Here is a 15,408-nt window from a genome sequence, read left to right as displayed (position 1 = left end):
CCGGTCGCTACCGGCGGTCTACTGGTACAGGCGCAGGGCCGAACCGATGAAATTGCGGCCGAATGCAAGACCCGCATTGTTGAAGTAGAGAGTCGTGATCTTGTCGGCAAAAGGTACCGCCGAGTTTGCTTTGATGATCTCGGACTCAGCGTCTGCCCAAGCGGCACAAGCGTCCTCGCCCGTCAGCCCGGAAGCCTTGGTGACGGCTGCGTCGTAGGCCGGGTTGGAGATCGACGCAAAATTCATTCCCGCCGCGGGCACAGGACCGGAGAGGAAGGGGACCAGCATGCTGGGCAGCGCGACGTTGATCGGCTCCCACACAACATCCCACGCCGTGTTGTCCTTGCCGCTGAGTGCTACATCGAGAATCTTGTTCGAGTCTCCACTGGTGAGTTCAATGGTGGCGCCCAGGTCGTTCCACGCGTTGACCGCGACGTCGGCGGCAGCATCGGTCGCGTCACCGAACGTCTCGTACACCATCCGAATTCGGAGCGGTGTGCCGTCCTTGCTGCGCTTACCGTCCGCGCCGACCTTCCAGCCCGCAGACTCGAGAGTTGCTGCGGCTGCACTGGTATCGAAGTCCGGCAGGTTTCCGGCGACAGAGTCGTAGATGCAGGCCCGCGGTTCGATGGACACCATCGTGGTCGACCGGGTTCCGCGACCGGCCGTGAAGATCTCGGCGAGGTCGTCGAGATTGAGAGCCTGGACCAGAGCCTTGCGTACGGCAGGATCGCTCGTCGGATTGCCGGGACTGTGGTTGAAGAACATCTCGCCCGCCGGAGCAGGCTGCTTGACGGTGTCCAGGTTCGCGGCGTTCATACGATCCTGGTCGGGGCCGGAAACTGCTGCGGCATTCAGATCACCGGACAACACCTGGTTGGCCGCTGTGCTGTTGTTCGTGATGATGGACGCGACGACATTCTTGGGTACTCCAGCCGTATCCGAGGTGGTGCCGTCCGGTCCCCAGTTGTAGCCGTCGCGCCGAACGTAGGAGTAATGATCGTTCGCGACTGCCTCTGTCATCTGGAACATGCCCGACCCGAAGGTCGTCTTGTTTGCCGCCGTCGGATCCTTCAACCCGGCCTCGCACATGATCGGTATTCGCGCCAGGTTGAGAAGCAGGAACGGAGAGGGCTCCGGAGTCGTCACCGTTACTGTCCGTGTCGCCGGGTCGGCGGTGGCGCTCGCAGTTGCCGGTGCGTACACCCCGCGGAGAGCAGATTTGTTTGCTGCGTTGGTGATGAAATTGACGTTGTCGGCGACAGTCTGGGCAGTCAGAGCGGATCCGTCGGTACAGGTGACACCGTCGCGAATGGTGAAGGACGCGGAAGTGGTTGTCTCTTCCCATTTCTCGGCGAGCCATGGCTTGGTGACACCGGTATCGGGATCCGGGTGGAGCAGATAGTCGTAGCTCAGACGCGCCAGCTGGTGCGCCGGCGATGCGGCCGTCATCAGCGGATTCAGAGCGCCGGGGTCGGCCACGAGAGCCAATTTGAAGGTGCCGTCCGTGACGGGTTCACCCCCACCCGAACCTGAACCCGACGAGCCACCCGATGAGCACGCGGTCAGGGCAAGAACGGTGCCAGTTGCCGCAGCCAGCAGTGCGTAGGACCGTTGTTTCATGGTGCCTCCGGAAGGTGTAGTCCCGCCCGAGTGACACGAGGTCTGTCGGGTCAGGAGCAATAAACGATTGCTTGAATCCTCACCCAACAAAAGGAGGAGAACATCGTCCGGATTTACGAATGTTTCGTGAGACTTGGTAGATCGCTACAACGCTGTCGGATAGAAGAGACGAAGCTGGAGCATCAGGCTGAATCGAGTTTCCGGATCATCGAGATCGATTCCGGCAATCCCGGCAAGTTTCTTGAGGCGGTACCGGAACGTGTTGACGTGGATGTGAACCAACGACGCAGCCGCCGGAATGTCGCCGAACGTGTCGAGCCAGGCTCGAAGGGTGTCCACGAGGTTGATGTCGTGAGTGCGGTCGTACTCACGCAGTACCGCGAGCGGACCCGACGCGGTCTCGTTCTCGTCCGCCAGGGCGTCGGAGAGGCGCAGAAGTAGGGAATTGATTTGCACGTCGTCGGCGCGCGCGACGGTCCGGCCCGAGGAATTCCACGTCGACCTCAGAACGCGAAGCGCTCGGTCGGCTTCGTCGCGTGACTTCTCCAGCGTCATCACGTCGGCCACTGTCGCACCGATTCCGATGACCACCGACTTTTCCGAACGGGAACGGTCTGCGAACTCCGACGCGATCCGACGCACGTAGTCGTCGTCGGTCTGGTGCCGGGTGTGTGGGATGACGGCGTAGACGGTGCCGCCGATCGCTGCCGCCACCGACAACGGAAATACTTGGTCGAGATAGGTATTGAGTGTCAGGGCCAGTTGATCGACGTCGGCTTCGGCCTCCAACGATGCGCCGGCGCCGCTACGGAAGCCGGCCGCAAGTACGTTTGCTTTCGAGCGGCCGTAGCCCAGTCGCTCGGCCGCTTCCTTGGCCGAAGTGCCGCCACTCAGTAGCGTGATCACCTCGCCCAACCTCAGCCGTCGTGCGGAATCGGCGGCCAGCTTGGCGCGAAGCAAACTCATCGCGGCTACCCCCGCCGCCTCGACGAGCGTTTTCACCTGCAATTCGTTCGGCTCCTCGTCCAAGATCACCCAGATCGAACCGAGGATCTGGGATGCCGCATGTATTCGCATGCCGACCCGGGGCCTGATGCCCGGCCCGATACCCGGTAGAAATACCGGCAGGGTAGAGCCGTAGATCTTGTTGAAGTACCCCATTGACCTGAGCCGGTCGGAATAGTGCTGCGGCACTTGATGTCCGAGGACGCTCTGCTTACGTGCCTCGTCGCCGAAGGCTTGATCCGCCGAAAACGCGAGGATCCGGCTCGACTGATTCTCGATGGTGACCGGGCCGTTCAATACCTGAGCGATCGAGTTGGCAAGATCGAACAGGTCGGCGTCGGCGGCGGACGTGCGGTCCCCGTTGTTGCCGGATTCGAGGATCTCGTTGATCAGCGACGCACTTTGCAGCCAGCTTGCATCCTTGACCATTCCAAGTAGTGCGATATCGGCTTCGGCGACCGCCCGTGCGACGCTTTCGTCGACGGCCAATGGCTCCCTGACGATCAGCGCGACGGCTCCGGCCGAACCGTATTCTTTTACTGCAGTGGCAATGTCGGCCGACTCGGCCAGTCCTGCGCCGAGCACGACGGCGCCCGCACTGCCTTGCGTGACTCCGGACCCTTCGTGCAGGGTCACTCGGCTGACAGTGCGGGCGTCGTCGACGGTGTCGCCTCCGCTGAGGAACGTCATTCCCAGTCTGTCGACGATGTCGACGATCGAAACTCCCGTTGGTGTGGTCACCACCACACCTTAGGGGGAGCAGGATCGATCAGTTGGCTGGTTGCCCTGCTCAGTTGGCAGGCTGCTCGGCTACAGCTTTCTCGACGAACCGGCGGGTCTGATCGAACGCCGCGGGCACCTGGACGGAATTGGTCATGTCACTGATCTCGGACCACCGTTCGGCGACGACCTCAGGGGAGAGTGCGCCTTCGGGGATGTACACGCCCTGCGACTCTTCCATGCGAGCGATCGCGAAGACACCGGCACCAGCGCTGAGGATGGTCTTGGTCGGTGCGTCATCGGAGACCATGAACAGCGCGCCGGGTGAAATCGATTCGGGTGCAAGCAGAGCGAGAGTCTTCTCGTCGAGGAGGTCTTCGGTCATGCGGGTCGCGGCGGTCGGGGCCAGCGAGTTGACGCGGATGCCCTTGCGTTCGCCCTCGATAGCGAGAACGTTCATCAGGCCGACGACGCCGGACTTCGCGGCGCCGTAGTTTGCCTGGCCGAAGTTGCCGTAAATTCCCGATGCCGACGTAGTCATGAGGATGCGTCCGTAGTTCTGTTCGACCATGTGCGGCCAGACTGCCTTGGAACAGATGACGGAACCCATCAGATGCACGTCGATGACTTTGCGGAAGTCGTCGAGCTCGGCCTTGATGAACGACTTGTCGCGCAGGATTCCGGCGTTGTTGATCAGGATGTCCACGCGGCCCCACTTGTCCACGGCCGTCGCGACCATGGCGGCGACGGCGTCGACGTCGGTGATGTCGCAGTGGTCCGCGATGGCCTCGCCACCCAACTCGACGATTTCCGCCACTACCTTGGCTGCTGCGGTATCAGCGCCGCCACTGCCGTTGACCGAGCCACCCATGTCGTTGACGACGACGCGTGCGCCGCGTGCGGCGAGGGCCAATGCATGCGAACGGCCGAGTCCGCCGCCTGCGCCTGTGATGATCGCTACCTTGCCGGAAAAATCCAACGACATTGGAAAACCTCTCTGATCTGGGATACTACTCAGTATTACTATGCGATAGCGTGGAAACAGTCAAGGGCCGGCAGGCAGTGCGAATGGGAGTGGAAGTCGAATGAGTAGTGATCTTCCGGACGTGCGATCCGCGATCATCACCAGCGCCGCCGACGCCTTTGCCGAAGACGGTTACGCGGCCACGACCATGGATTTGCTGGCCGATCGAATCGGGGCCACCAAAGGTCTTGTCTACTACCACTTTCGTTCGAAGTTCGACATCTACCTGGCAATCTACGAGCGCGGGATGAGCCTGCTCCGCGCGGAGGTCGAGTCTCGGATCGACGGGGCAGACAGCGGCCTCGCGCGTCTCGAAGCGATGTCGCACGCCCACCTGGTCAATCTCATGACACATCTCGGGTACCACCACACGATCCACCAAGGTGTCCGGGGCCAGATGAACTCCGCGCTCAAGCCGAGGCAACAGCAAGTCCTCGTGGAACTGAATTCGCTGCGACTCGACTACGAGAATCTGTTCGTCGACGTGATGACTGAAGGTGTCGCGGATGGTTCCATTCGTGCGAGCTCGCCGCGAATGGCGGCAAAAGTACTCCTCAGCAGTCTCAACGGCATCGACCTCTGGTACCGAAGGCGTGAAGGGCAGACTTTGGCGGAGACGGAGTCGTTGGCGGACCAGATCGTCGAACTCTTGATCGGCGGATTGCGCGCTGCGAACTGACTGAAAGCTGCATTCGTCGAGCGGGTTTCCTCCGACCGGTTCGTGCTGTCCTGCGGCTTGTCGTTCGGTTTGTCCCGCTCTGACAGTCGGGGTAGCATGTTGGCGTCGTGCGCGGACTTGCGTAGGAATTCAGGGAAGAGGAGGTGTGGCTGTAATGCGTGGCCAACCTCCGAGTACCAACTGAAGCTGTAGCCGCCCGGGTTGTTCCGGTATTTTGCTGCAGCTTCATCGTGTGTTCATCGGCTTCGGCTTTGCTGTGAAGCAAGCGTCGTCGTTCACTCTTCCCTCGAAAGCTGTTCAGCATGCGCGAATTTCGTCGTTCACGTTCGGTACTGCCACGTCGTTCCGCGGGTCTCGGTGACTCACATCCCGGGCACTCGCGTGCCGCACGCACCGTCGTCAAGGCTGCCCCGCCCGAGGCGGTGGCGCCCGTCGAATCGACCGTCGTCAACAGTGGCGTGTACCGCGACGGCGAGCGGATAGCGTCGCCGTCCACGCTGGCGGAAGCACTGTCATGCCTTCCGGATTCGCAGTCGATGGCGTGGATCGGCATGTACCGGCCCGACGACGCCCAGTTGTATGCCGCTGCACAACATTTCGACCTCCACGAACTGGCGGTCGAGGATGCGATTGTCGCGCACCAGCGCCCCAAGCTCGAGCGCTACGGCAAGACACTGTTCGTGGTCCTGCGTGCTGCGCGGTACCGCGACGAGACCGAGCGGGTCGAATTCGGCGAGTTGCACATCTTCTGTGGTCCGAACTTCATTCTGACCGTCCGTCACAGTGAATCGCCGGATCTCTCGGCGGTGCGGACTCGCATGGAGAACGATCCTGACCTGTTGCGGTTGGGTACCGAGGCCGTTCTCTACGCCATTCTCGACGCAGTCGTCGACGGGTACGCCCCGGTGGTGGCCGGCCTGCAGAACGACATCGACGAGATCGAAACCGAAGTGTTCAGTGGCGATCCCGGAGTTTCGCGTCGCATCTACGAACTGACCCGTGAGGTGATCGAATTCCAGCGGGCGACCCGTCCGCTGCTGGGAATGCTGCGTGGGTTGTCGGCGGGGTTCGACAAGTACCACACGGACGAGGAACTCCAGCGTTACCTCCGCGACGTCACCGACCATGCCACGACTGTGGTGGAGCGGGCCGACGGCTTTCGTCAGTTGCTCGGAAACATCCTCACGGTGAACGCAACTCTGGTGTCGCAGAACCAGAACGAGGAGATGCGCAATCTGACGCAGGCGAGCTACGCGCAGAACGAGGAGATCAAGAAGGTCTCGGCGTGGGCGGCAATTCTCTTCGCGCCGACGCTTATCGGAACCGTGTACGGAATGAACTTCGACGACATGCCGGAACTGCACTGGCACTTGGGCTATCCGTTTGCGCTCTCGATGATGTTCTTGACGTGTGGAAGTCTCTACACGATCTTCAAACGTCGGGGCTGGTTGTAGAAAGCGCCGGTTGTAGAAGGCACTGGCTGTAGAAAGCGCTGTGCGCCTTGCCAACCGAGATCGGTTGACAAGGCGCACAGGTGTTTTTCGGGAGGGCGCTCGAATCAGAGCGTTGCGACGCAGACCGTGAACTTACGTTCCGGGTGCTCGAATCCCGAGTCTGCCCCCGAACCGCATTCGTCGATCGACGTGGAGTTCTGCAGGATTTCGACGACCTCGACTACATTGGTGCCGCTGGTATCCGAGCATTCGATGCGGGCGGGCTCGTCCATTCCGCTGCCGAGGTCCATGCATCCGCCGACTACCCAGTCGACGTCGAGACAGACAGCGCCCTGCTCGTCACCCGCGAGGGTCTCGTAGTAGTACGAGTCGACATCGGAGGCACACTGATCAGAGGTGGGAACCTTGGCGACCACCTTGTAGTTGGAATCCTTGCTACCGCAGTCCGCGTTGTCGATTTCCGCGGCCGTCGTGGTACCGCCGAGCTTGACGCAATCACCGATCGACACGTCGATGTCGACGTCGCCGCCGTCGTCCGAACCCTCCTGGCCGGTGATCTTCGAGGTGGTCGGGGCTGCGGAGGTAGTGGTCGAATCGGCAACCGAGGAAGATGATTCCGCAATGGCTTTCGGCTCGATGTCGGAACCGCAACCGACGGTGAAGGCGGCGATTGCAGAAGTTGCGATCACCGCAGTGCAAAGTCGCCGGACGATTCCGGACATAAGGACCCCTTTGTTGATTCTTGGATAATTCTGTTGGTTCGTAGATTGTTCGGGACCTATTCCAATACATCGGTAGTCGAATTGCCAACCGGACTGTCAGTATGGGTAGGTGGAGCTACCCCTGATGCCGCCGCTTGCCCCGATGCTCGCGAAGGCTGCGGCCACTGTGCCGCCTCAGCCCGAGTCCGGTGACCCGACGTGGTCGTACGAGCCGAAATGGGACGGATTTCGAGCAATCATCTTTCGTGACGGTGACGAAGTGGTGCTCGGGTCGCGAGGAGGAAAGGACTTGGCGCGGTACTTTCCCGAGGCGGTGGAAGCCGTCAAGTCTGAATTGCCCGAAAAATGTGTGGTGGACGGAGAACTGGTGGTTCCCCGTGAGATCGACGGTGTGACGCGCCTGAGTTGGGAAGCGCTCTCCGAGCGGATTCACCCCGCCGCGAGCCGCGTCGCATTGTTGTCGGAACAGACGCCCGCGCAATTTGTCGGGTTCGATTTACTGGCGCTCGGGGATCGCGACGTCTCGATCGAGGACTTCGGTGTGCGACGTGCGTTGCTCCTCGATTGCGTCGGTGGCGGGCCGAGTTGCCACGTCACGGCAGCGACGGCCGACAGCGCCGAAGCAATGGCCTGGTTCGAAACATTCGAAGGCGCGGGCCTCGACGGGGTTGTCGCCAAGAAGCTGGCGGGACCGTACCTGCCGAACAAACGCGAGATGATCAAGGTGAAACACGCCAGGACCGCGGATGTCGTACTGCTGGGCTACCGTCCCCACAAGAGCCAGCCGGGTATCGGGTCGATGCTTCTGGGTCTGTTCGACGGTTCCGAATTGAAGATGATCGGTGGCGCTTCGGCTTTCACCGCGGCGCGGCGGATCGAGTTGTTGGCCGAACTCGAACCTTTGCGCCTCGGGGACGACGTTGTGGCCGAGGGAGAGGCCAGCCGGTGGAGATCGGCCGCAGACCGCTCCTGGATTCCGCTTCGTCCTGAGCGGGTGCTGGAAGTGGCGTACGACCAGATGGAAGGGGAACGCTTTCGGCACGCCGCGCGGTTCCTGCGCTGGCGTCCGGACAGGGTGCCCGACGAATGCACTTTCGATCAGTTGGAGGTTCCGGTGCGATACGACTTCGCGGATGTTCTTGCAGGTGGTAAGTGATGGCGAGTCCCGCAGAGGAACTGGACGTCGACGGGATCGCGGTCCGGTTGTCGAGCCCGGACAAGATCTACTATCCGCAGTTGGGTGAGGACGGCGGAACCAAACGGCATCTTGTCGAGTACTACCGAACGGTGGCGCTGCAGGGTGCAGCGTTGCGGGCGCTCCAAGATCGGCCAACGCATCTTCAGCGATTCCCCGACGGCATCGAGGGCGAAGAGGTTTACCAGAAGCGGCTGCCGGCAAAGCGGCCCGAGCACGTCGAATCCTGCGAGGTCACGTTCCCGTCGGGTCGCAAGGCCGACGTCCTTCGAGTGCGTAGTGCTGCGAACATCGTGTGGGCTGCCAATCTCGGGACTGTCACGTTTCATCCCTGGGCCGTGCGTTGCCCGGACACCGACCACCCGGACGAACTCCGCATCGATCTCGATCCGCAACCGGGGACCGGGTTCGACGAGGCCGTTGCCATCGCGGACGAGGTCCTTCGCCCTCTGCTCGCCGAGTTGGGATTGGAAGGATTTCCCAAGACGTCCGGTGGCCGAGGCCTTCACGTCTACATCCCGCTCGAGGCGCGCTGGGATTTTGTCGAGGTCCGCCACGCGGGTATCGCCCTCGCCCGTGAAGTCGAACGGCGTAGTGCCGATCGCGCCACAACCGCGTGGTGGAAGGAAGAGCGGGGTGAACGGATCTTCATCGACTTCAATCAGAATGCCCGTGACCGGACGATCGCGGCGGCGTATTCGGCTCGTAAGACGCCGATCGCAACTGTGTCCACGCCGGTGACCTGGGACGAACTGCGGGACGTGCACCCAGACGACTGCACCATCGCCACGGTTCCCGGCTTGCTCGCCGATCGTGGTGATCCGATGGAAGCGATGCACGACAAGGCCTTTGCCCTCGACGTTCTGTTGGAGATGTGGGAGAAGGATCTGGCGGCGGGACTTGGCGATCTGCCGTACCCGCCGAACTATCCCAAAATGCCCGGTGAACCCAAACGAGTTCAACCGAGCAAGGACCGAGATAGGAAGAACAAAGACGGGTAGCGTCAGAGGCGGACATATCGGGTAATTCGATTAGACGTCGAATGTACGGTCACGTCGAATGCACTGTGGGGGTTGGATATGGATCGCCGGAAAATGCGAGCAGCAGGCTTAGCGGCGGGTGGCGTGATTCTTGCCGCCTTCGGATTGTCACTCGGTAGTGGAACAGCGTCGGCCGCGACGTTGGATTGTTCGGCGCGCGGCCAAGATCAGACGATCGTCGACGGGTCATCCGCATGCCGAGCGGTGGCAGATCCCTCCAGTTACGCGATTTCACACGTGGAGGGCGATGGCGTCGGCGTCGCCGATTCGCGAGACGGTGGCCGGTCGGCGGGCGTCGGACTCTTCGGCGGCGTTGCTGCAGCGGAGTCGCGCGGTGGGCTGCTTGCCGCCGTTGCGTACGGCCCGGGTTCGCTCGCACTCGGTCGCACAGACTCCTCACCCTTTGCCGTGGTGCTCAGCGGACCTGGCGGCAGAGCGGCGGTGGGTGACGCGGACGTCGGGGCGATCTGCTCGGGTGGTCCCACCCTTGTTTTCAACCTTGCCACAGGTCAGGGATGTGTCAGCGACGGCACTTCGACGTGGGTCACCCCGTGAGTGCACCCCGGTCCTGAGCCTCTTGCGTGACAGTGGTCACAATGGTGTCAAGCTCCTGCCACCGATCCGGTGACCGGACAACTTGAATCAGCGGGGATCGGAGGACGCGATGGCTCCCAATGCACGACGGGGTTCGCTCGCCCGGGTGGAGGTGCCTTCGCGCACCGAGCTGTATGTGGACCGGCGATTCCTTCCCTTGGCCGACCGCTTCTTCGCGATGTATCGCCAACCGCAACAAGGCGGCGGCGCGCTGGTCGTGTACCTGGGCGGCGAGAAAGTTCTCGACATCTGGGCCGGCAATGCCGACCGCGACAGGCGCTGGGACCACGACACGGTGTCGCTTTCCTTCTCGACCGGCAAGGGCGTGGCCAGCACCGTCGTTCATCGACTCGCCGAACGCGGGCTGATCGACTACGACGCTCCGGTTGCTCAGTACTGGCCCGAATTCTCAGGGGCCGGCAAGGACAAGATCACCGTCCGGGAACTGATGTCACATCGCGCGGGCCTTCACCGCGTTCGCGGCCTGATGCCGCATCCCCTCGACCTGATGGACTACGACGCGGTCGTTGCCGCCCTGGCTGCCGAGAAGCCGGATCCGCGTCGGCTTCGAGGCCCCGGCTATCACGCTGTGACCTACGGCTGGTTGGTAGCCGAACTTGTGGCCAGGGTGTCCGGTCAGCCGTTCATCGACGTCGTACAAGCGGAGATAGCGAAGCCCCTCGGAGTCGACGAATTCTGGTACCGCGTACCCGAAACCGAGCGTCCACGGATCGCGAAGCTGTTCCCACATATCAACCCTGCCGGCTTGAACTGGGCCTTCGCGTCGACCGTGCTCTCACACGTCGGTCCGACTCGCGGACTCGCGGAGGCCGCGATGCCGGACGGTTTCGACGTCATGGTGCGCAACCCGGCTGTCCATGACGCGGTCATGCCGGGCTGGAACGGAGTGTTCAGCGCGCGCGCTCTCGCGAAGATGTACGGCGCCATCGCTAACGGCGGCGTGATCGACGGGAAGCGGTTCCTGAAGGAATCGACCATCGACCAGATGTCGACCATCCAGACTCGCGATCGGGATTACGTGCTGGCGGTGCGGCCCAACTGGACTCTCGGTTACCACCCGCCGATCATTGCCGCGCGGCGGCAGCCGCGGAATGCGATAGGCCACTACGGAGTCGGCGGTTCAGGCGCGTATGCGGACCTGTCCAGCGGACTCTCGCTCGGTTTCACCACCAACAGGTTGGGTAGTGCTGTGACAGCTCTCGGTGATCTTCGCCTTGCGAGGCTCGGCGCCGAGGCGCAGGAGTTGGTTCGTCGAATCTGACACGAAGGGAATGCCATGAGCAGCAACGTGTACCGGGTGACCGAGATCGTCGGCTCGTCCACCGAGAGCAGTGACGCGGCAATTCGCACCGCCATCGCCCGGGCGAACGAGACGGTGCGCAACCTCGAATGGTTCGAGGTGGTGGAAACTCGCGGCCACATCGAGAACGGCGCCGTGGCGCATTTCCAGGTCACGTTGAAGGTCGGCTTCCGGCTCGACGGCGACGAATCCTGAACCGTTCTTCATGAGTGTTGATCTCACGGCGGCCGTCGGGTTCATGGCGGGACATGCCAGGACTCTCGATCGGCATCGGCTGAATTTGATTCTCGGACAGGGTGACCGGGCCGGGGCTTGTGCGGCCGTGGACGGTTATCGCAACCCGGACGGTGGGTACGGCTGGGGACTCGAACCGGATCTTCGCTCGGCAACCAGCCAACCTGGCGGAGCGCTGCATGCCTTCGAAGCCTTTGCCGACATCGGAACGCCGACGCCCAGAGCGGTCGAACTGTGCGACTGGTTGCAGACCAATTCGCTGGCAGGCGGCGGTTTGCCCTTCGCCTTCCCGATTGCCGATCCAGCCGGTTGTGCGCCCTTCTGGGTGAGCGCGGATCCGTCGGCGCCGTCGTTGCAGATCACCAGCATCGTGTGTGCTGCAGCGGCTCGCGTTGCCGAATTCGACGAGGCCGTCGCCGAACATCCGTGGTTCGCCTCTGCCGTTCGATATTGCCTCGACGCGATCGACGGGGCGGATTCTCTGCATGCCCTCGAGCTCGCCTTTGCCTTGCAGTTTCTCGACGCGGTTCACCGGAACAGTCCCGAAGCGTCGTCGTTGGTGAGCACTCTTGGTTCGCGTATCCCGGCTGACGGCTTGGTTCACGTGGACGGGGGAGCCGAGGGCGAATTCATGCGGCCCCTCGATTTCTCACCGCTTCCTGGCGGTCCGACCCGCGCGTTGTTCGATGCAGCGGTGATCGACTCCGAACTGTCCGCGCTCGCTGCACGGCAACACGACGACGGCGGTTGGGCGGTGGATTTCGACAGCTATTCGCCCGCCGCGGCGTTGGAATGGCGAGGTCACGCCACCGTGCAGGCGGTATGGCTGCTGAAGCGCAATGGGGTGATCTGAAAACGATTCTCGCGCCAAATTGGAACACGTTATAGTCTGGGAATCAGTTCGTGCTTCGTGTTTCAGGGATAGGGGAATGTCATGGCGTATGTGATCACGCAGCCGTGCTGCAACGACGCCTCGTGTGTTGACGTGTGTCCGGTCAATTGCATTCACCCGACACCGGACGAAGCTCCGTTCGCGACCACCGAAATGCTCTACATCGATCCCGACACCTGCATCGATTGTGGTGCGTGTGTGGACGAGTGCCCGGTCGAGGCGATCTTCCCGGACAACGAACTCGACGAGGACGACGCGCCGTACCTGCAGATGAACGCGTCGTACTTCGAGAAGCATCCGATGGGCCCGGATTGGCCCGAGCCGATCACGATGGCCAAGATCGATCCCGAACTGGGAACGCTGAAAGTGGCGATCGTCGGCTCCGGCCCCGCAGCCTGCTATGCGGCGATGGAACTGACCGGCAAGCCTCGCGTCGAGGTCGACATGTTCGATCGGCTTCCCACTCCCTACGGATTGGTGCGCGCCGGCGTGGCTCCGGATCATCCCGGAACCAAAGGCGTCACCGACCAGTTCCGCGCCGTGGTCGCGAAGAAGACCGTGCGCTGCCACTTCAACGTCGAGGTGGGTACCCACATCTCGCATTCGGAACTCTTGGACCATCACCACGCAGTGATCTACGCGGTCGGCGCTGCCGGGGATCGCAAGCTCGAGATCGCGGGCGAGGAACTGCCGGGAAGTCACGCTGCCACCGAGTTCGTCGCCTGGTACAACGGCCACCCGGGATATGCCGATCGGACTTTCGATCTGTCCGGCGAGCGAGCGGTGATCGTCGGAAACGGCAACGTCGCACTCGACGTCGCTCGCATCCTGGTGACCGACCCGGACCAGCTTGCGAAGACGGACCTCGCCGAGCATGCATTGGAAGCGCTGCGTAACAGCAAGATTCGTGAGGTCGTCATTCTCGGGCGGCGCGGGCCGGCGCAGGCCGCATACACCAATCCCGAACTGTTGGCCCTCGGACAGATGGCGAACGTGGACGTAGTCGTCGACCCGATCGAAGCCGAACTCGACGAGGCCAGTCAGGCGTTCGTGGACAGCGATGCCGCCGAGCCGTCCGTGCTGCTCAAGGTCAAGCAGGCGCAGGAATTTGCTTCCCGTACCGCAGATCCTTCCCGCAAGCGGATCGTTCTCCGGTTCCTCACCTCGCCCGTCGAGATCCTCGGCGACGGTGCAGTCTCACAGGTGCGGATCGTGAAAAACGAATTGGTGGCAACGCCGACCGGTCAGCTCTCCGCCCGGCCTACCGAAGCCGAGGAGACGATCGACACCTCCCTGGTGCTTCGGTCGGTCGGATACCGCGGCACACCGATGGCCGACTTGCCCTTCGACGACGCTCGCGGCGTGATCCCCAACGAGAACGGTCGCGTGATCGACACCGACACCGGCACGCCGATCCCGGGTGTCTACGTCGCGGGTTGGATCAAGCGCGGACCGACGGGGGTGATCGGCACCAACAAGTACTGCTCCGCCGAGACGGTGTCGATGATCTTCGACGACTTCGCTGGTGGGCGCCTCGCCACGCCGACCGAGGACGCTGACAAGTTGCAGGTTCTGCTGGCAGATCGGTCGCCGGATCAGGTGGACTACCAAGGTTGGCAGCGGATCGACAAGGCAGAACGAGCATCCGGTGCCGCCGCCGGTCGACCGCGAACCAAACTCATCTCCATCGAATCGATGTTGGCGGCTGCTCGCAGCGAGGGATAGCAACGTTTGGGCGAACATCCGAATTGCTCGATTGCCGCATTTGTGTGTTAATGACTATGGAAATGTGCGGTTTGCTCTCTTTGGCGTGCTCGGGTGTGTAGGTGTGCGCCCGGCGGGCGCGTCCGGATGGTGCATCGGCATCGGTACCAGGCGGGTATCGATGCCGGCCGCGCAAAATCCACGTGAGTACGTGGTCATTCGAGCGAAGGTAGTGACATGGGCAGCAGACAGGGTCGTCGGACGTCACGGGTTGCCGTGGCAATCGTCGGAGCGGTGGCTGCCGGCCTGGCTCTCGCCGGACCTTCCGCGGCCGTTCCTCTCTTCCCCGGTGGACCGGACATTCCGTTGCCCGTCATTCCCGGCGTTCCGTACCTCGATCCGGCGATTCCGGTTCCGGGCATCCCGGGTACACCGATTCAGGCTCCCATCGGCGCTCCCAACTTCTCCGCGCCGTCGCTCAACCCGTCCGCGGGTGAGACAGTCGGCATCGCGCAGCCGATCATCATTCGTTTCAACGAGGCAGTCGGCGACCGTGCTACGGCCGAACGCGCGATTCGCGTGACCACCGATCCTCCGGTCGATGGCAGCTTCTACTGGATCAACGACAGCCAGGTCCGTTGGAAGCCGGCACAGTTCTGGCCGGCGAACATCTCCGCGACCGTCGACGCCGGTGATTCGCACTCCACGTTCAACATCGGTGACGCACTCGTCACCGTCGCGGACGACAACACCAAGCAGGTCACCGTCACCCGCAACGGTGAAGTCGTGCGCACCATGCCGACGTCGTTCGGCAAGCCGGGGCACGAAACACCGAACGGCACGTACATCGTCGGCGAGCAGCTGCGCGACATGTACATGGATTCGTCCACGTACGGCGTTCCGATCGATTCTCCCGAGGGTTACCGCACCTACGTCGAGTACGCGACACGAATTTCCTACAGTGGCATCTTCGTCCATGCCGCTCCGTGGTCGGTAGCGCAACAAGGTTTCACCAACGTCAGCCACGGCTGCCTCAATGTCAGCACCGAGGACGCCAAGTGGTTCTTCGAGAACGCAGGCAAGGGTGACCCGGTGATCGTGCAGAACACCGCAGGTGGAGTCCTCAGCGGCGCCGACGGATTGGGTGACTGGAACCGCTAGACATCGACGAGGAAGGCCCTGCGCGAGAAGTATTCGCGCA

At 62.4% G+C, this 15,408-nt stretch carries 14 protein-coding genes; 10 read left to right on the top strand and 4 right to left on the bottom strand.

Annotated elements, in window-relative coordinates:
• Window positions 1-18: 18 nt before the first annotated feature.
• The 3 genes from ABX74_RS21525 to ABX74_RS21515 all read right to left on the bottom strand — a co-directional run bounded on the left by ABX74_RS21525 (window position 19) and on the right by ABX74_RS21515 (window position 4,333).
• The gene (locus ABX74_RS21525; RefSeq protein WP_020970729.1) at window positions 19-1,623 is read right to left on the bottom strand and encodes an ABC transporter substrate-binding protein; all 1,605 of its coding nucleotides are present in this window, start codon (window positions 1,621-1,623) and stop codon (window positions 19-21) included.
• A 144-nt stretch (window positions 1,624-1,767) separates the two neighbouring features.
• The gene (locus ABX74_RS21520) at window positions 1,768-3,369 is read right to left on the bottom strand and encodes a PucR family transcriptional regulator (protein ID WP_037120543.1); all 1,602 of its coding nucleotides are present in this window, start codon (window positions 3,367-3,369) and stop codon (window positions 1,768-1,770) included.
• A gap of 49 nt (window positions 3,370-3,418) precedes the next feature.
• Window positions 3,419-4,333, bottom strand: a complete 915-nt coding sequence (locus ABX74_RS21515; RefSeq protein ID WP_019745228.1) for an SDR family NAD(P)-dependent oxidoreductase — start codon at window positions 4,331-4,333, stop codon at window positions 3,419-3,421.
• 100 nt (window positions 4,334-4,433) lie between these two features.
• Between ABX74_RS21515 and ABX74_RS21510 the strand changes: the two genes are divergently transcribed.
• Together ABX74_RS21510 and ABX74_RS21505 are read left to right on the top strand one after the other, a co-directional pair.
• Entirely contained in the window at window positions 4,434-5,051 is a 618-nt protein-coding gene (locus ABX74_RS21510; protein ID WP_020970727.1) for a TetR/AcrR family transcriptional regulator, read from the top strand.
• 302 nt (window positions 5,052-5,353) lie between these two features.
• Window positions 5,354-6,505, top strand: a complete 1,152-nt coding sequence (locus tag ABX74_RS21505) for a magnesium and cobalt transport protein CorA (RefSeq protein WP_007731382.1) — start codon at window positions 5,354-5,356, stop codon at window positions 6,503-6,505.
• 104 nt (window positions 6,506-6,609) lie between these two features.
• On the opposite strand, the gene ABX74_RS21500 is transcribed toward ABX74_RS21505, so the two are convergent.
• Entirely contained in the window at window positions 6,610-7,227 is a 618-nt protein-coding gene (locus tag ABX74_RS21500; RefSeq protein ID WP_019745226.1) for a hypothetical protein, read from the bottom strand.
• Window positions 7,228-7,336: 109 nt separating this feature from the next.
• On the opposite strand from ABX74_RS21500, the gene ABX74_RS21495 reads away from it, so the two are divergent.
• The 8 genes from ABX74_RS21495 to ABX74_RS21460 all read left to right on the top strand — a co-directional run bounded on the left by ABX74_RS21495 (window position 7,337) and on the right by ABX74_RS21460 (window position 15,368).
• On the top strand, window positions 7,337-8,383 hold the full coding sequence (locus ABX74_RS21495) for an ATP-dependent DNA ligase (RefSeq protein WP_019745225.1): 1,047 nt from the start codon (window positions 7,337-7,339) through the stop codon (window positions 8,381-8,383).
• Window positions 8,383-9,423 (top strand): non-homologous end-joining DNA ligase, encoded by a 1,041-nt coding sequence (ligD, locus tag ABX74_RS21490; protein WP_003940248.1) that lies wholly within the window; start codon window positions 8,383-8,385, stop codon window positions 9,421-9,423. Before ABX74_RS21495 ends, ligD begins: the two co-directional genes overlap by 1 nt.
• 78 nt (window positions 9,424-9,501) lie before the next feature.
• Window positions 9,502-10,017, top strand: coding sequence for a DUF6764 family protein (locus ABX74_RS21485; RefSeq protein ID WP_020970725.1), 516 nt, complete (start codon window positions 9,502-9,504; stop codon window positions 10,015-10,017).
• A gap of 109 nt (window positions 10,018-10,126) precedes the next feature.
• On the top strand, window positions 10,127-11,338 hold the full coding sequence (locus tag ABX74_RS21480; protein ID WP_047889667.1) for a serine hydrolase domain-containing protein: 1,212 nt from the start codon (window positions 10,127-10,129) through the stop codon (window positions 11,336-11,338).
• 15 nt (window positions 11,339-11,353) lie between these two features.
• Entirely contained in the window at window positions 11,354-11,572 is a 219-nt protein-coding gene (locus ABX74_RS21475) for a dodecin (protein WP_003939815.1), read from the top strand.
• Window positions 11,573-11,582: 10 nt separating this feature from the next.
• Window positions 11,583-12,464 (top strand): hypothetical protein, encoded by an 882-nt coding sequence (locus tag ABX74_RS21470; protein WP_047889666.1) that lies wholly within the window; start codon window positions 11,583-11,585, stop codon window positions 12,462-12,464.
• Between the two features lie 81 nt (window positions 12,465-12,545).
• Window positions 12,546-14,228 (top strand): FAD-dependent oxidoreductase, encoded by a 1,683-nt coding sequence (locus ABX74_RS21465; protein ID WP_047889665.1) that lies wholly within the window; start codon window positions 12,546-12,548, stop codon window positions 14,226-14,228.
• Window positions 14,229-14,444: 216 nt separating this feature from the next.
• Complete coding sequence (locus tag ABX74_RS21460) at window positions 14,445-15,368, top strand: Ig-like domain-containing protein (protein ID WP_047889664.1); 924 nt, start codon at window positions 14,445-14,447, stop codon at window positions 15,366-15,368.
• The last annotated feature ends 40 nt before the right edge of the window (window positions 15,369-15,408 follow it).

Origin of the sequence: Rhodococcus sp. ARP2 (assembly GCF_001029585.1) — a bacterium.
GTDB lineage: Bacteria > Actinomycetota > Actinomycetes > Mycobacteriales > Mycobacteriaceae > Rhodococcus_F > Rhodococcus_F erythropolis.
The sequence above is the reverse complement of the archived record's forward strand: the minus strand, read 5'-3'. Positions and strand labels throughout refer to the sequence as shown.